Below are 16,607 nucleotides of genomic sequence, written 5' to 3' on the forward strand. Positions count from 1 at the left end.
TAACGGACAGTCGCGACAGTAAAGGAGGCAGGACAGGGCAAACGTGCTGTCGACGAACGACGCGGCATCAGTGAAAGAGAAGGCGTTAGTTGCGGATCAGCAGACAAAAAAAATGGTGCCGCAAGGGCACCATTTTTAAAACCAGAACTCTTACTTACGGTAAGAGTGAGCCTGGTTGTCCAGACGCTGGTTAGCGCGAGCTGCGTCATCTTTAGCAGCCTGAACGTCAGAACGCACTGCGTTCACGTCGTTGCTCAGCTGGTCAACTTTAGCGTTCAGAGTCTGAACGTCTGAAGACAGCTGGTCGATTTTAGCGTTGCTTGAGCAACCAGCCAGCAGAGTTGAACCCAGGATTACCGCGCCCAGTACCAGTTTAGTACGATTCATTATTTATACCCTCTAGATTGAGTTAATCTCCATGTAGCGTTACAAGTATTACACAAAGCTTTTTAACTTGAGAATAATTTTTTGATAAGAACATGCTTAAACATGATCGTTCGCTCAAAGAAACAGCGGATCAAAGAAGAAGATAAAAAAATTTAGCTAAAACAGAGAGATTTAATCGGATTAACCTTAATTTCAGGGGCGTTTTTATTGTTGTTTTGGGCTGGCGTTTTCAGGAATCTGTATTACAAAGCCCATAAAAAAAGCGCCTTTTAAGGCGCTTTCGATAATAAAGCCATAAACCCCGTATTACAGCACGTGTACCGATGCGGTATTCGTGGTTCCACTTGGCACCAGCGCGCCAGAAACCAGCACAACAACATCGCCTTTTTGAGCAAAACCGCTTTCCAGCGCCGCTTCTTTACCCAGACGATAGAAATCGTCAGTTGAGGCAATTTCGCTGACCATACGCGTCTCAATACCTTTGCTCAGAATCAACTGACGCGCTGTGGTGGCATTGGTGGTTAAGGCCAGGATGGTGGCGTTAGGGAAGTACTTACGCACGGCCTTCGCTGATTTACCGCCTTCTGTTGCGACAACGATAAGTGGCGCTTCCAGCTTCTCGGCGGTTTCAACGGCACCACGGCACACCGCTTCGGTGATACGCAGTTTGCGGTTGTCATTCTGCTCATCAATGCGCGGCTTCATCACGCGGTCGGTACGCTCACAGATGGTCGCCATGATGGTGACCGACTCCAGCGGATAACGGCCTTTCGCACTTTCGCCCGACAGCATGACGGCGTCCGTCCCGTCCAGGATGGCGTTCGCTACGTCGCCGGCTTCTGCGCGAGTAGGGCGTGGATTCTTGATCATGGAATCCAGCATCTGGGTGGCGGTGATAACAACCTTACGCGCCTTATTACATTTTTTGATCATCATCTTCTGCGCGAAGATCACTTCTTCAACCGGGATTTCAACGCCCAAATCGCCACGGGCGACCATGATGCCGTCAGACGCATCCAGGATCTCGTCGAAGTTGTTCAGGCCTTCCTGGTTTTCAATTTTAGAGATGATCTGAATATTTTCGCCGCCGTGCTGCTTCAGGTGCTCACGGATTTCCAGCACGTCAGAGCGCTTACGGATAAAGGACGCGGCAACGAAATCAACGCCTTGTTCACAACCAAAAATCAGGTCGCGTTTGTCTTTCTCGGCCAGCGCAGGCAACTGGATAGAAACGCCTGGCAGGTTAACACCTTTATTCTCACCTAAATCACCGTTGTTCAGTACTTCACAGATGACGCTGTTTTCGGTGACTTCAGTCACTTTCATGCCGATCAGACCATCGTCAACCAGAACGGTATTGCCGATTTTCAAATCGTTGGCAAAGCCAGAATACGTCACCGCAACACGTTCGCTGTTGCCAATCACGCTCTGGTCAGTGGTAAAAGTAAAGGTCTGGCCAGCTTTCAGTGACACATCATTGCCACCTTCCAGCTTCATGGTGCGGATTTCCGGACCTTTGGTATCCAGCAGAATAGCGGCAGGAATGCCAGTTTTTTGGGTGACAGCACGCATATTGGTGATGCGCTGACCGTGTTCTGCATAGTCGCCGTGCGAGAAGTTCAGACGCATCACGTTCATGCCTGCTTCAAGCAGCTGGGTCAACATCTCTTCGGATTCGGTTTTTGGGCCGATAGTACAAACGATCTTAGTCTTTTTCATGACGGGTTATCTGTAAGTTGTGATGGATGATAAATAGGGTTTCGATGACAGCGCACCGAAATGAAAACGCTGGTTGAAAGAGAAAAGGGTGATACAGGATAAGAATAGGTGACGAAGGCCAGGCGTGCAGAGAAGTTGCGTGGTTAGTTGGCTTAACCACCGGGACGTTGTTGCGCAAACAATCTTAATTATCGTCATAAGCACGTAGTCGCTGAAACCTTTCAAGTAAACAACGCGGCCAGTATAATCACTAAGTATGCGAAAACCAATCGAAAAACAGTACGTAAAGGCAATGTAAATCAAGAAATGGGTTGTTGCGCAAGTGAAGAAAGGAAGTAAAAGAGTGGTGCGCTCTAATGGACTCGAACCATCGACCCCCACCATGTCAAGGTGGTGCTCTAACCAACTGAGCTAAGAGCGCAAAGTAAATTTGGTGCGTCCGAGTGGACTCGAACCACCGACCCCCACCATGTCAAGGTGGTGCTCTAACCAACTGAGCTACGGACGCACTTGGTGCGCTCTAATGGACTCGAACCATCGACCCCCACCATGTCAAGGTGGTGCTCTAACCAACTGAGCTAAGAGCGCAACATGCTGTCAGGGCGACAGCGGGGACGAATATTAACGACAGCGCAGAAGGCTGGCAAGGGGAAAAACGCAAAATTGCAAATGAATGAACATCATCTGTGCGAAGCGTCGTTTTTTTGAACGTAACGGGCCTGTTACGGCCCGTTCTGCTTTTAACGCGATGCGCGCGAAAGGATTAACGCGGCCGGGAGTTGCTGCAAACGCCGAACCCGCCACAGCATCATGACGGCGGCTGAGGTCAGGCCGACAATAAACCCACACCAGAATCCTGCCGGGCCCATGCGCGGCACCACCCAGTCGGTCAACGCCAGGATATACCCTGAAGGCAGCCCCAGTAGCCAGTAAGCGATAAAGGTTATAAAGAAAATGGACCTTGTGTCTTTGTAACCGCGCAGGATACCGCTGCCAATCACCTGAATGGAATCCGAAATCTGGTAAATGGCGGCCAGCATCATCAGTTGAGCAGCCAGCGTCACTACGGCGGGGTTATCGTTATAGAGCTGCGCAATGTGATGGCGGAAGGTCACCGTAAAGATCGCCGTAAGCACGGCCATACTCACGCCCACGCCCTGCGCGGTCCAGGCGGACACGCGCGCCTGTTCGGTTGATCCCTGACCCAGGCGATAGCCCACGCGAATGGTTGTCGCGACGCCCAGTGACAGCGGCAGCACGAACATCAGTGAGCTGAAGTTCAGGGCAATCTGGTGACCAGCCACATTCACAATGCCCAGCGGGGAGACTAACAGCGCCACCACGGCAAACAGGGTCACTTCAAAAAACAGCGCCAGGGCGACAGGCAGGCCCAGACCGGCCAGACGTTTCAGAATGGCGGCCGAGGGCGATGACCAGCGCTGTTCAGGCCGGATATCCTGCATGCTGCGCATGCGCCGAACCCAAAAGCGCATACAGATAAACATCGCCCAGTAAACGGAGGCGGTGGCGACGCCACAGCCCACACCGCCCAACGCGGGCATACCAAAATGCCCATAGATAAAGACATAGTTGAGCGGAATGTTGAGCATCAATCCCAGAAAGCCCAGCACCATGCCGGGCTTGGTTTTAGACAGCCCTTCACACTGGTTACGCATCACCTGAAAAAACAGGTAACCCGGCGCGCCAAACAGCAGGGCATGCAGATAACCTTCCGCTTTTTCAGCCAGCAGCGGATCGATATCGTGCATCGAGCGAATAAAATAGCCCGCGTTCCAGAGGACCAGCATGATGAGCAATGAGAGAAAAAACGCCAGCCAAAACCCCTGACGAATCTGTTCAGCGATGCGCTCGCGGCGACCTGAACCATTAAGTTGCGCAATGGTCGGCGTCAATGCCAGTAAAACACCATGACCAAACAGGATGGCGGGAAGCCAAATGGACGTGCCAACAGCGACGGCGGCCATATCCGTGGCGCTGACGGCGCCGGCCATAATGGTATCTACAAATCCCATCGCGGTTTGCGCCACCTGAGCCAGGATAACGGGAATCGCGAGGGCCAGCAATTGACGCGCTTCTGTTAAATACTTCTGCACGTAAACACCTGACTTGTGTGATTAATAAGGAAATGAGGACGACTTCAGGCGAAGTCGGCACTAGTGTAACTGCCGCAGCCGATTTCTCCAATCTTTGTCACGCTTTGCGGTTGCGCATCTCTCAGCACGTTGAAATCTAAAAGTTAAGCGCGCCTGTGATAAACTGGAGGCAAACTTCACAGAGGCAAAGATTATGTTTACCGGTATTGTGCAGGGCACCGCAGAAATCGTGTCCATTGAAGATAAAGGTTTATTCCGTACTCATGTTGTCCGGCTTCCCGCTGAACTGGTGCCAGGACTGGCACTTGGCGCATCCGTGGCCCATAACGGCTGTTGCCTGACCGTTACCGAGATTAACGGTGATTTGGTGAGTTTTGACCTGATCAAAGAAACCTTACGCGTGACCAATCTGGGCGACTTGCGCCAGGGCGACGTGGTGAATATTGAACGCGCGGCCAAATTCAGTGATGAGATTGGCGGACACCTGATGTCGGGCCATATCATGACCACGGCAGAAATTTGCAAAATTATCCGCTCTGAAAACAACCGCGAAGTGTGGTTCAGGATTCAGGATCCTCTGCAGATGAAATACATCCTGCACAAAGGATTTGTCGGCATTGATGGCATCAGTCTGACCGTGGGTGATGTGACAAAAACGAAGTTCTGCGTCCATTTGATTCCTGAAACGCTGGAGCGCACCACCCTGGGTGCCAAAACCTTTGGCGATCGGGTCAACATTGAAATCGATCCCCATACACAGGCCATTGTGGATACGGTAGAGCGCGTGCTGGCGCAGCGTGAAGCCGCTGCCGTGAAGGCGCTTGCGGAGCAGGCCGATCAGCCGGAAGCCGATCACGAATAAGGCCCGCCTGGCAACAATCTTGTTGTCATTCGCACGCGGTTATTGCAAAAAAGCAGCCCTGTTATCAGGGCTGCTTTTTTATCGGGAAACTGCTGACGCGCCGTCGCGTTTCGTCGCCCCGGCATCTCAGCCAACCGACCTGAGCCGGTTCGGGCAATGCGCGGCGCCAAACCGCAGCGCGTCCTGTTACCGTGCTACGCGCAATCCCCCCTCTATGCCTCGGCTAAACACCACCTGCCATAGCTGGATCTCGCGGGCGCGAAACGCACCCGCGCAGGCATTCAGATAGTACGTGAACATGCGGCGGAAGCGTTCGTCATAGCGCCCGGCAAGCTGCGGCCAGGCATGTAAGAAGCGTTCGTGCCAGGCCATCAATGTCGTGTCATAGTCCGCGCCAAAGTTATGCCAGTCTTCCATAATAAAATGGGGTTCGCTGACGTCGGCGATATGGCGCAAAGAGGGCAGGCAGCCGTTCGGAAAGATATATTTGCCAATCCAGGGATCGACGTGCATATCCGTTTTGATCGCGCCTATTGTGTGAAGCAGGAAAATCCCGTCAGGCTTCAGGTTGCGATCGACCGTAGCAAAATAGGTGGGGTAATTTTTAGGCCCGACATGTTCAAACATGCCCACGGACACAATGCGGTCAAACTGCTGATCGAGATCGCGGTAGTCCTGCAACAGGATTTGGACATCCAGCCCCTCACAGCGCTGTTGAGCCAGTTTTTGTTGCTCTGCTGAGATGGTTACGCCCTGAACGCTCACGCCATAATTTCTGGCGGCAAAGGCCGCCAGGCCGCCCCAGCCGCAGCCGATATCCAGCAGGCGCATTCCCGGTTTGAGTTGCAGCTTGCGGCAAATCATATCGAGTTTGGCTTCTTGCGCCGCCTCAAGCGTGGTGGCGTCTTTCCAGTACGCGCAGGAATACTGCATGTAAGGATCCAGCATCAGGCTGAAGAGATCGTTGCCTAAATCGTAGTGGGCTTTACCCACCTGCCAGGCCCGCTTTTTGGATTGCAGGTTCACCAGACGCGCCAGCGCAATACGCAGGATGTCCTGAATATGATGCGGCAGTTGCTCGTCGAGTTTATGCTTCAGCGCCCGATGAAAAAACATATCCAGCCGCTCGCATTCCCACCAGCCATCCATATAACTCTCGCCCAGGCCCAGGGATCCTTTCTGCAGAACGCGTTTGAAAAAATCGGGGTGTTTAACCTGAATATCCCAGGGCCGCGAACCGTTAATTTCAATATCGGCTTTTTGCAGTAACTCCTGAACGATGCGATACCAATGGTTACGTTCGATGCCTACTTCTTCTACACATGATGAACTCATAGCCACTCCATCACCAGAACCGTCAGAACCTGAGAAAAAGCAGGAGCTGTTTCTCAGGATTATGAGAAAAGTCACAGATGACGCCTTGCGCCAGACAACAAAAAGGGTACAGAGAAGAGAAAACGTCGGTATCCATGCAGCGTTGCTCACACAGATGCCGTCACAGCCTGAAGGCTGTGTGAAACATTTTTATTATGATGACAGTGCGAGTGGGTCTGGCAGAGGAGGCACACTGGCAGACCCTGATTCAGTCAGTGAAAACGGGTAACACGCAAATCTTTGCCTCAGTGATTATCCTGGCAGGGATGTGCAGATGAGGCAATATCAGTTTGTGCGCCGGCGCGGCGCTGTAGCTGATAGCCCATCAATGCCAGACCAATCGTCACCATCATAATTAGCGTGGTCGTAAACAGAGCCTGGATCAAGCCTGCGGACACCGCAAGGCTGGCGGCAAAACAGAGTCCGAGCTGAAGCGTGTTCTGCAATGCCGCCGCTTTCCCGGTGGCATTTGGGAAGGGCAGCAGCGCACTGGACACCACAATCGGATAAATCGCGCCATTTGCCAGCGCCATGCCGCAGAACGGCACCAGTAACGCCGTGAGTGACGGGCTTCCCGAAAGCGCGACGGCAAACAGCGCCCCGACACTCAGGCTATAGACGCCGAGCAACCACGGCAGCAGTGTTGCGCCAGAAAACCGGTTGAGCAGCGCACGGCAGCCAAACCCGCCGATTAAAAAGGCGATGGTTTGGGGAATATAACTGAGCCCGATATCCGCAGGAGACAGACCAATATCAGCCAGAATAAACGGCGAACCCGTCAGCCATGCAAAAAAACTGGCCGAGCAGGCGGAATACATCAGTACGTTACCGCTGTAGGCACGTGCGCGCAGCAGCGTCAGAAACCCAGGCTGCGGAGCAGGGGAACGTTGATTTTTTTGCGGCGAAGGCAGGCGCAGCGTGACCAGGATGAGCGCCACAGCAATTCCCGTCAGCACCGCAAAAATGGCGCGCCAGTGAAAATGGCCAATCAGCCAGGCGCCCAGTAACGGCGCCAGGGCGGGAGACAGCGCGACGAGCGGCATAATGGTAGCAAAGACTTTATTGGCCTGTGACTGAGGATAGCGATCGACGACCAGCGCCTGCCAGCTGACGGCCGCCGCGCACACGCCGATAGCCTGTACAAAACGCAGTACCAGCATCAGGATCACATTATCTACCCACAACATACCCGCACAGCCCAGAGCAAACAGGGCGAGGCCTGCCAGCAGCACCGGCTTACGTCCCAACCGATCAGATAAGGGGCCCCAGACCAGTTGACCACAGGCAAAACCGGCCAGAAACAGACTCATGCTGGCGCTGATCATCCCGGCTGACGTGCTAAAACTTTGCTGCATAGCGCCGAAGGCGGGCAGGTACATATCGGTTGCCAGAAAGCCCAGCATACTGAGCACGGCAAGATAGGGAATAAAGCCTTTTGAAGCGGACATCGGGTTCTCATCAGTTGCAGAATAAACGCGGGGCAGTGTAAAAGCTGTACTTCACGCTGTGAAACGGTAAAATTTGCCTGTTGCTGTTAAAAATTTTGAAGGCAAATTATGTGGTCTGAATATGCGCTGGAAGTGGTGGATGCGGTCGCACGCGGTGGCAGTTTTAGCGCGGCCGCCCAGGAACTGCACCGTGTGCCTTCTGCCATCAGCTATACCGTTCGCCAGCTGGAAACCTGGCTGGCTGTGCCGCTGTTTGAACGCCAGCACCGGGAGGTGATTCTCACGCCGGCGGGCGAGCATTTCGTGCGGGAAGGGCGCAGCGTTATCAAAAAAATGGATGCCACACGACGTCAGTGTCAACAGCTCGCCAACGGCTGGCGCGGTCAGATTGGTATCGCCGTCGACTGCATCGTCAAACCGCAGCGAACCCGGCAGTTTGTCAGGGATTTTTACCGCCATTTTCCCGACATGGAGTTGCACATCAGCTATGAGGTCTTTAACGGCGTCTGGGATGCGCTGGCAGACGGGCGAGTGGATGTGGCGATAGGTGCGACACAGGCGATTCCGGTGGGGGGGCGTTTCGCCTTTCGCGATATGGGCACCCTGAACTGGCGTTGCGTGGTGGCGCATCAGCACCCTCTGACGCAGGTTGCTACGCTGGATGATGAAGCGTTGCGCAACTGGCCTTCTCTGGTGCTGGAAGATACGTCGCGCGCGTTACCGCGTCGTATGACCTGGGCGCTGGATAACCAACGCCGGCTGGTGGTCCCGGACTGGCAAACCGGTCTGGACTGCGTGCGCGCCGGCTTGTGTGTCGCGATGATACCCGGCCATTTAGCGCGGCCCTTACTGGACAGCGGCGAGATGGCAGAGCTGAACTTACCGCAGGCGTTTCCGGAAAGTCCCTGCTGCGTCAGCTGGGCGGAAGATCGCGCATCACCGGCGCTGGGGTGGTTACTCCAGTACCTGGGCGATGCGCAAACGCTAAATCAGGAGTGGTTGAGCGAGGATTAACGGCGGTAATCGCGATAAGGGCCATAGCCCACCGAGCGTCGCTCAATAAGCGTCGGGTGGACTTCAATTGTCTGCGACTCTTCCCGTTTACTGGTGATGCGATCTAACAACATCTCCAGCGCTTTCTCACCCAACTGGGCTTTAGGCTGATGCACCGTGGTCAGTGCCGGGGTGAAATAGCGCGCATTGCGCACATTGTCGTAACCGATGACGGAGATATCCTGCGGCACGCGCAGGCCCATTTCGTCGGCCGCGCAGATTGCGCCCATCGCCATGATGTCGCCCCCACAGAATACGGCGCTTGGGCGCTGCTTCTGTGACAGAATCTGCTGCATGGCCTGATAGCCAGATTCGGGTTCAAAGTCACCCTGCACAATCCATTCGGCACGTGGCTGAATACCCGCTTCTTCCAGCGCCTTGAGGAAACCGGCATGGCGACCGCCTCCCGTGTTACGCTCCATCTGGCCGGGAATGGCACCAATATCGCGATGACCACGCTCAATCAAATAACGTCCCGCCAGATAACCGCCCTGGAAAGCATTGTCCAGTACGGTATCGGTAAAGTCGGCACGGGATTCGCCCCAGTCCATCACCACCATCGGAATATTGCGGTTCGCTTCCAGCATTTGCAGCAGATCATCCGGATACTCTGAACACATCACCAGAAGCCCGTCAACGCGCTTTTGCGCCATCATTGACAGATAGGCGCGCTGTTTTTGCAGGTCATTATGTGCGTTGCCCAGAATCAGGGTATAGCCTTTATCGAAGCAGTGATTCTCAATGGCTTCGATAATTTCAGCAAAGTAGGGCGCTTCACTGGACGTGGCGAGCAGGCCCAGCGTTTTGGTGTGATTCACCTTCAGGCTACGCGCGACTGCGCTGGGAGAATAATGCAGTTCCCGAATCGCTTCCCACACCGCTTCGCAGGTATTTTCTGCGACAAAGCGCGTTTTATTGATGACGTGTGAGACGGTCGTGGTGGACACGCCCGCACGCTTCGCCACATCTTTAATTGTTGCCATGTAAATCGAACTCCCGGGCCTATCTAAATTATTGATAAGCATATTGTTAAACGTTTGCGTCAGCGGACGGTTATTTCTGCGAAAAACATCGCTTTTCTGTCCGGTATTGAGTCATCAGGGCAGGAAATAACGTCTGAAAAGGGCGCGGACGCAACCGATATTGCGCGCTGTTGCGCAACAAAGGGGGGATTCTAACAAGGCTGTGCGGATAAAACGAGATTTTTACCCACGCGTATGTGAAAATGCTTTCACCTTACAAACGTCAGGGTTAAAGGAGAGGGGATGAGTACCGATTTAAAACTGTCATTAATGACGACGGCAGCCGCACTGTTAATGATCATCGCGTTTAGCTTCACCGCTATTCTGCACTAGCCGCATTCGTTTGCAGCGACGCTATACTGGCTGACTGGCTGACTGGCTGACTGGCTGACTGGCTGACTGGCTGACTGGCTGACTGGCTGACTGGCTGACTGGCTGACTGGCTGCGCGTCCAGCCTTGCAGGTGATACGTCCTGTCTGTCAGACCGTATCACCGGCAGGGGCGGCATTTTCGCCCGGAACATCCGGCTGCACAATCGGGGTGAGGTGGGCAATAAAAAAGCCGGGAAGTTGCCTTTCCCGGCTTTTTTGTATGAAGGACGTTTAGCGAACGGTCTTTGGCGTCATAACGCGACGCGCACCAATATAATGGCGCTGCCAGTAATCTTCGCTCAACGCACTGATTTGAATATCTTTACCGGTACGCGGTGACTGAATGAATTTACCGTTGCCCAGGTAAACCCCGACATGATCTGCGGTTCCACGCCCGTTGATGCGGAAGAAAACCAGATCGCCTTTTTCAAGGGATTCGCGGTTGACCGGTGCTGCATCCCGCAGATGGTACATTTCGTTAGCGGTACGGGGGATCTTAAACTTCACGACGTCTTTGTAGGCGTACCATACGAGGCCACTGCAATCAAAACCCGTATGGGGCGATTTGCCTCCCCACTGATAACGCTTGCCAAGTTGCCCCATCAGTTTTGCCATCGCCGTTTCACGCGCTTTCTGGTAACGCTGGCGATGCGCTTTACTCATTTTAATGGTGCCGGTTTCGGTATTGTCTGCCGTTAACGCCTTCGCAGCACGTTGATGACCATACCGTTTTTTGCTGGCGGCATTAACGGCGACTTTTTTGCTCAGCGTCTTGTGCGAGGCAGTCGTTTTAGCGAGCGTTTTGTGCGTGGTGGTGTGGGAGGTCGTTTTGCTGGTTTTCGTGGTCTTACTGACTTTCTGAACAGCGGATGTGCGACTTTTTTTAGATGAGGCTTTAACCGCGCGTCGTTTGCGCCGATCATCGTCGCGCGCACTTTTTTTCTCTACCTTATGCAAGCTGGCCTTAACCGTCGCATGCGGGGAGGCAGCAGCGATGTTAAAGAAGAGTTGCGCAAAAGCCAGAATAAGAAGCGTAATGATTGAACGCATAGTCCGTTTACTGGTTAAGCTGTCAGATCAAACAGGTCTCTGACAAAGTTAAGAAAAATCTGATCACCGATCAGCGCCGAAGTCATTCTAGTCCAGTTTTTTTTAAAAGAGTAAGTCCTTTTTTTATTAATTGATGGCCTGGATAAAAATCAGGCATAAATCAGGAATTTCAGTCTCTTATAACAGCAAATTCATTGCAAATTATGAATACATTCATAGTCTTTGTCACAGTTTCCTGCGAATGCCTGACCAGCCTACTTAGCAAACATGGCGATTTAACGTCGGACGAGCCAAAATCTCGTTTTCAGTCCTGGCGTGAAGTCGCTACAATAAAGAAACACGAAGTGACGAATTAAGGAAGGCAATAATGAGTACTGTAGAAAAAATTCAGCGCCAGATCGCAGAAAACCCGATCCTGCTGTACATGAAAGGTTCGCCGAAACTGCCAAGCTGCGGTTTCTCTGCGCAGGCGGTCCAGGCGTTGTCTGCCTGTGGTGAGCGCTTTGCTTACGTGGATATTCTGCAGAACCCGGATATTCGCGCAGAGCTGCCAAAATACGCCAACTGGCCCACGTTCCCGCAGTTATGGGTTGATGGCGAACTGGTCGGCGGCTGCGACATTATTGTTGAAATGTTCCAGCGCGGCGAGTTGCAGCCGTTAATCAAAGAAACCGCTGAGAAGTTTAAAGAAGCGGAATAACTGAAAAAGGCCGACCTCGTCGGCCTTTTTTACGCGCGTTACTCGGTTGTTTCTCCACCCGTCTCCGACGCTTCCGTTACAGCTAACGGCCAGCCTCCCAGCCGTTTCCAGCGGTTAACCAGCTCGCAAAATAAGGTCGCCGTTTGCTGTGTATCATAGAGCGCGGAGTGCGCCTGACTGCTGTCGAACGCCATTCCTGCGGCTTTGCAGGCTTTCGCCAGCACGGTCTGGCCCAGCACCAGTCCGCTCAGCGCGGCCGTGTCGAAGGTCGCAAAGGGATGAAAGGGATTGCGTTTCAGGCCCGCACGTTCCGCCGCCGCATTCATAAAGTTCAGATCAAACGTGGCGTTGTGAGCGACCATGATGGCGCGGTTGCATCCGGTCTCTTTGATGCCTTTTCGCACCATTTTAAAAATGGCATGCAGGGCCTCATATTCGCTGACTGCGCCGCGCAAAGGATTCGTGGGATCGATGCCCGTAAACGCCAGCGCTTCAGGGTGCAGGAGCGAACCGACAAAGGGTTCCACATGAAAATGCAGCGTCTCGTCGTGATGAAGCCAACCCTCATCATCCATTTTCAGGGTGATGGCAGCAACTTCCAGCAGCGCATCGGTTTGCGCATTAAAGCCCGCCGTTTCAACATCGATCACGACAGGATAAAAACCACGAAAGCGTTGATTGAGTGCGTTGGGGGAAGACGATTCAGACATCAGGATCTCATTGCAGAAAAAGGGCAGCGCGTAGTATGCCAAAAAAGCGCACTCTCTGCAGCAGATGTGGGCGAGGGAAGTAAGAATCAGCCTGCAGGCGGCAGGCTGATGGGCGGTAACGGTTAGTTACCGAGGCCGTGACCGGCATGTTTGTTTTCGATCAGCTCGATCTTATAACCGTCAGGATCTTCAACGAAGGCGATGATGGTGGAGCCGCCTTTCACCGGGCCCGCTTCACGGGTCACGTTGCCGCCGTCGTTACGGATACGTTCACAGGTTGCCGCGACATCATCAACGCCCAGCGCAATGTGGCCATAAGCATTCCCCAGGTCGTAGCTGTCTACGCCCCAGTTATAGGTCAGTTCAATCACCGCGCCTTCGCTCTCTTCGGTGTAGCCGACGAACGCAAGCGTATATTTATATTCAGCATTTTCGCTTTGACGCAGCAGACGCATGCCCAGCACACGGGTGTAAAAATCGATTGAGCGTTGTAAATCGCCAACGCGCAGCATGGTATGAAGTAAACGCATAGTTTCCTCTTTAAAAAAACGTCATCCCCGGATGACATAAATACGCAGTATAGCGACGATCATCGCCAAACAATAACCGCAGCCGTAACACCTTCTCACGGCTGCCTGCTGTTTTACAGCGCAGGATAATCAGTATAGCCCTCTGCGCCACCGCCGTAGAACGATTCGGGACGTTGTGGGTTAAGCGGAGCATCTTTTTGTAAACGCTGCGCCAGATCCGGGTTGGCGATGTAGTCACGACCAAACGCAACGGCATCGATCAGGCCACGGCTGATCAGGTCATCGGCTTTTTCGACCGTGTAGGCGCCGGCACCAATGATGACGCCCGGGAAGGTATCCCGCACTTTCTGGCGGAAAGCGTCGCTGTAAGGTGTGCCGCCTGCCCAGTCCGGTTCGGACATGTGCAGATAAGCGATGTTGCGTTTTGCCAGCTCAGCGATAAACCACAGCGCATCTTCTTCTTCGTTCGGACCGTTATCCAGGTTCTGGAAACTGCCAACAGGCGACACGCGAATACCTACGCGGTCTGCGGACCAGTTAGCAATAGCGGCATCGACGACCTCCAGCGCAAAACGGCCACGGTTTTCCACGCTGCCGCCGTAGGCATCGGTACGATGGTTAGACGACGGCGACAGGAACTGATGCATCAGATAACCATGAGCAGAGTGCAGTTCCAGCAGGTCGAAATCAGCTTCACGCGCATTGGCGGCTGCCTGACCAAAATCCGCCACAATCTGCTGGATTTCACTGACGCTCAGCTCGCGCGGCATCGAGGTATCTTCGCGATACACGCTGCCGTCTTCAGCACGTAATGAGGTGCGGGTGCCTGCCGGAATGGCGGACGGTGCAACCGGTGCCTTACCTTCAGGCTGAACGCTGTTATGTGAAATGCGGCCGGTGTGCCAAAGCTGGACTGCGCTGTGGCCGCCTGCCTGATGAATGCCTTCATTGATGACTTTCCACGCGGCAATTTGTTCCTGCGTGTGCAGGCCTGGCGCGCCCGCATAACCTTTCGCCTGGAAGGAGACCTGAGTCGCTTCAGTGATAATTAACCCCGCACCCGCACGTTGGCGATAGTATTCGGCCATCAACGGCGTCGGGATATCGCCCGGTTCGATGCTACGTAAACGTGTCAGTGGGGCCATAAAGACACGATGAGGAACGGTAATTGCGCCCACTTTTAACGGACGAAACAACTGGGTACTCGCCATAACAACTCCTTTCAAGTAGACCGGTCGTCTACAAATGGTGGTTTTTTTAAACCAGCGGTTTTGTTAGCCACTGTTCGATGGTAATTAAGGCCAGCCGCATGGGCTGTGCATTACGGGATAGCTTGCTCTGTAAACTCGCACCCAGCCAGAGAACATAAAGCAGTTCAGCCAGTTGCTCCGGAGGCGAGGGCAGAGATAAATCCTCTTCGTGCTGTGCCTGCGTCAGCGCCTTAACATAGGCGGCGATAACGTGGCTGGCTCCCTGCTGCAAGGCTATGCGCATAGGCTCTGACAGGTCGCAGACTTCGGCTGATAATTTTACGCTCAGGCAGCCCACAATATTGCCCTGCCGTTCAAACAGATCGAGCGCATGGCGAAAATGGGCCAGTAATCGCTCACCCGCAGATCCCGCAGGCTGGAAGAGCTGCTGCTCAAGGTTCTGCAGGTAACGGACAAAGTACCGCTCAAGCAACGCCACGCCAAAGGCTTCTTTAGAGGGAAAATAGTAATAAAACGATCCCTTAGGGATCTGCGCCTGGTTCAGTAGCTGGCTCAGGCCCATGCCGGTAAAGCCCCGTTGCAGACAAAGCGATTCGCCTGTCGTCAGCAGGTGTTCCCGGGTTTCATTACGTTGCGGCATCTTATTCATGGGGTTCATCCTGGTAGACCAATCGGTCTAATGCAAACTTTTATCGCGCGCCAGGCACGCAGTGTTAAATTGAAGGTGATTTAGAATGAATAAATTGTTCAAGTTATGATTATTTCTTGCACAAATGCCGGACTCTGGCTTCAATAGACGTATCACCGTTTCAGTAGAGGCCGTTGTGGCAGAGCAGCTTGAGTTTTTTCCGGTACCCAGTCCCTGCCGGCGTATTTGCGAAACCGATTCACGTGGCTACTGCAAAGGCTGCCTGCGTAGCCGTGAGGAACGTTTTAACTGGCTGCAATACAGCGACAGTCAAAAGCGTGAGGTGCTCCGCCTCTGCCACCAGCGCCGTTTGCGCCTGTTACGTCAGCAGCACAAAGAAGAACCGCAGGAACCGCAGCAACCCACCTTATTCTGACCGCATGGTGATTTCCGTTATACTCCCTGACACACATCCAGCCTCAAGGCCACAGGGAGAACACCATGCTACAACCGCAAGCCATCGCGCCACAGGGCCCCGACTTTTCACCGCTGATTATGGGCTATTGGCGTTTGATGGAATGGGGCATGACACCACAGCAGCTGGTGGGGTTTATTGAGCACCATCTTTCACTGGGCATTTCGACGGTCGATCATGCCGACATTTATGGTGATTACCGCTGTGAGGCCGCATTTGGTGAGGCGCTCAGACAGGCCCCGGGATTACGTGATCGGCTGCAGATCGTCACCAAGTGCGGTATCGCGACCCGCGCAAAACCTGAACACCAGATTGGCCATTACATTACGGAAAAAGCGCATATTGTGGCCAGTGCCGAACGCTCGCTGGGACATTTCAATACCGATCGCCTTGATCTGCTGTTGATTCATCGCCCCGACCCGCTCATGGCGGCCGATGAGGTTGCCGAAGCCTTTCTGCACCTGCATCAGGCAGGCAAAGTGTTGCATTTTGGCGTGTCCAATTTTACCCCCTCGCAGTTTGCCCTGCTGCAGTCTCGTTTGCCGTTTAGCCTCGTGACCAACCAGCTTGAGATCTCACCCGTTCAGCAACATGTTCTGCTTGATGGATCGCTCGATCACTGCCAGCAGCAGCGTTTGCGCCCAATGGCCTGGTCGTGCCTGGGGGGCGGACGTCTGTTCAGCGATCCGCATTTTCAGCCGCTGCGCGACGAGCTGGAAGCCATTCGTCAGGAGATCGGGGCATCAAGCCTTGAGCAGGTCGTCTATGCCTGGGTGATGCGTCTGCCGAGTAAACCCTTGCCCATCATCGGGTCAGGCAAAACCCATCGCATTACAGAAGCGGCAGGGGCGGCCGGGCTGACGCTCAGTCGGCAGCAGTGGTTCCGCATCCGCAAAGCCGCACTGGGCTATGACGTGCCCTGAGCGTAAACATTCGTCAATTTGCGGCAATC

17 protein-coding genes and 3 tRNA genes are annotated in these 16,607 nt (G+C 53.7%); 6 read left to right on the forward strand and 14 right to left on the reverse strand.

Features of this window, described 5'->3' with window-relative positions; translation table 11 throughout:
* Positions 1-150: 150 nt before the first annotated feature.
* The 6 genes from C7434_RS04710 to C7434_RS04735 form a co-directional block, all read right to left on the reverse strand.
* Positions 151-387: a major outer membrane lipoprotein gene (locus C7434_RS04710; protein ID WP_006118977.1), complete on the reverse strand. Its 237-nt coding sequence runs from the start codon at positions 385-387 to the stop codon at positions 151-153.
* 306 nt (positions 388-693) lie between these two features.
* Complete coding sequence (pykF, locus tag C7434_RS04715; RefSeq protein ID WP_033741152.1) at positions 694-2,106, reverse strand: pyruvate kinase PykF; 1,413 nt, start codon at positions 2,104-2,106, stop codon at positions 694-696.
* A 344-nt stretch (positions 2,107-2,450) separates the two neighbouring features.
* Positions 2,451-2,527: transfer RNA gene (locus C7434_RS04720), tRNA-Val, on the reverse strand.
* Positions 2,528-2,537: 10 nt separating this feature from the next.
* Positions 2,538-2,614, reverse strand: a tRNA-Val gene (locus tag C7434_RS04725).
* A 3-nt stretch (positions 2,615-2,617) separates the two neighbouring features.
* Positions 2,618-2,694 (reverse strand) — tRNA-Val (locus tag C7434_RS04730).
* A 152-nt stretch (positions 2,695-2,846) separates the two neighbouring features.
* Entirely contained in the window at positions 2,847-4,220 is a 1,374-nt protein-coding gene (locus C7434_RS04735) for an MATE family efflux transporter (protein WP_039340608.1), read from the reverse strand.
* 193 nt (positions 4,221-4,413) lie between these two features.
* On the opposite strand from C7434_RS04735, the gene C7434_RS04740 reads away from it, so the two are divergent.
* Complete coding sequence (locus C7434_RS04740; RefSeq protein ID WP_033741155.1) at positions 4,414-5,082, forward strand: riboflavin synthase; 669 nt, start codon at positions 4,414-4,416, stop codon at positions 5,080-5,082.
* Positions 5,083-5,268: 186 nt separating this feature from the next.
* Here the strand turns inward: C7434_RS04740 and cfa are convergent, their stop codons facing one another.
* A complete protein-coding gene (gene cfa, locus C7434_RS04745) occupies positions 5,269-6,417 on the reverse strand; it encodes a cyclopropane fatty acyl phospholipid synthase (RefSeq protein WP_033741158.1) in 1,149 nt (382 codons plus the stop codon).
* A 284-nt stretch (positions 6,418-6,701) separates the two neighbouring features.
* A complete protein-coding gene (gene punC / locus C7434_RS04750) occupies positions 6,702-7,904 on the reverse strand; it encodes a purine nucleoside transporter PunC (RefSeq protein WP_133745198.1) in 1,203 nt (400 codons plus the stop codon).
* Positions 7,905-8,012: 108 nt separating this feature from the next.
* Here punC and punR point away from each other — a divergent pair, with 108 nt between their 5' ends.
* Positions 8,013-8,918, forward strand: coding sequence for a DNA-binding transcriptional activator PunR (gene punR, locus C7434_RS04755; RefSeq protein ID WP_033741159.1), 906 nt, complete (start codon positions 8,013-8,015; stop codon positions 8,916-8,918).
* Here the strand turns inward: punR and purR are convergent.
* Entirely contained in the window at positions 8,915-9,940 is a 1,026-nt protein-coding gene (gene purR / locus C7434_RS04760; protein WP_006118983.1) for an HTH-type transcriptional repressor PurR, read from the reverse strand. The genes punR and purR overlap by 4 nt on opposite strands.
* A gap of 282 nt (positions 9,941-10,222) precedes the next feature.
* Here purR and C7434_RS04765 point away from each other — a divergent pair, with 282 nt between their 5' ends.
* Entirely contained in the window at positions 10,223-10,312 is a 90-nt protein-coding gene (locus tag C7434_RS04765; protein ID WP_100208612.1) for a YnhF family membrane protein, read from the forward strand.
* A 270-nt stretch (positions 10,313-10,582) separates the two neighbouring features.
* On the opposite strand, the gene C7434_RS04770 is transcribed toward C7434_RS04765, so the two are convergent.
* Positions 10,583-11,401 (reverse strand): C40 family peptidase, encoded by an 819-nt coding sequence (locus tag C7434_RS04770; protein ID WP_033741161.1) that lies wholly within the window; start codon positions 11,399-11,401, stop codon positions 10,583-10,585.
* A 364-nt stretch (positions 11,402-11,765) separates the two neighbouring features.
* Here C7434_RS04770 and C7434_RS04775 point away from each other — a divergent pair, with 364 nt between their 5' ends.
* Positions 11,766-12,101 (forward strand): Grx4 family monothiol glutaredoxin, encoded by a 336-nt coding sequence (locus C7434_RS04775; protein WP_170317969.1) that lies wholly within the window; start codon positions 11,766-11,768, stop codon positions 12,099-12,101.
* A gap of 38 nt (positions 12,102-12,139) precedes the next feature.
* Here C7434_RS04775 and rnt read toward each other — a convergent pair whose 3' ends face one another.
* From rnt to C7434_RS04795, 4 genes are all read right to left on the reverse strand, one after another.
* Complete coding sequence (gene rnt, locus C7434_RS04780; RefSeq protein ID WP_033741459.1) at positions 12,140-12,811, reverse strand: ribonuclease T; 672 nt, start codon at positions 12,809-12,811, stop codon at positions 12,140-12,142.
* Positions 12,812-12,933: 122 nt separating this feature from the next.
* A complete protein-coding gene (gene gloA / locus C7434_RS04785) occupies positions 12,934-13,341 on the reverse strand; it encodes a lactoylglutathione lyase (RefSeq protein WP_033741163.1) in 408 nt (135 codons plus the stop codon).
* Positions 13,342-13,454: 113 nt separating this feature from the next.
* A complete protein-coding gene (locus C7434_RS04790) occupies positions 13,455-14,552 on the reverse strand; it encodes an alkene reductase (RefSeq protein ID WP_039340582.1) in 1,098 nt (365 codons plus the stop codon).
* Positions 14,553-14,598: 46 nt separating this feature from the next.
* Positions 14,599-15,201, reverse strand: coding sequence for a TetR/AcrR family transcriptional regulator (locus C7434_RS04795; protein ID WP_033741167.1), 603 nt, complete (start codon positions 15,199-15,201; stop codon positions 14,599-14,601).
* Between the two features lie 124 nt (positions 15,202-15,325).
* Between C7434_RS04795 and C7434_RS04800 the strand changes: the two genes are divergently transcribed.
* Entirely contained in the window at positions 15,326-15,616 is a 291-nt protein-coding gene (locus C7434_RS04800) for a DUF1289 domain-containing protein (protein ID WP_191091045.1), read from the forward strand.
* Between the two features lie 65 nt (positions 15,617-15,681).
* Entirely contained in the window at positions 15,682-16,578 is an 897-nt protein-coding gene (locus C7434_RS04805; RefSeq protein ID WP_033741168.1) for an aldo/keto reductase family oxidoreductase, read from the forward strand.
* Positions 16,579-16,607: the final 29 nt, after the last annotated feature.

This window comes from Pantoea sp. PNA 14-12 (assembly GCF_004364735.1).
Lineage (GTDB): Bacteria > Pseudomonadota > Gammaproteobacteria > Enterobacterales > Enterobacteriaceae > Pantoea > Pantoea stewartii.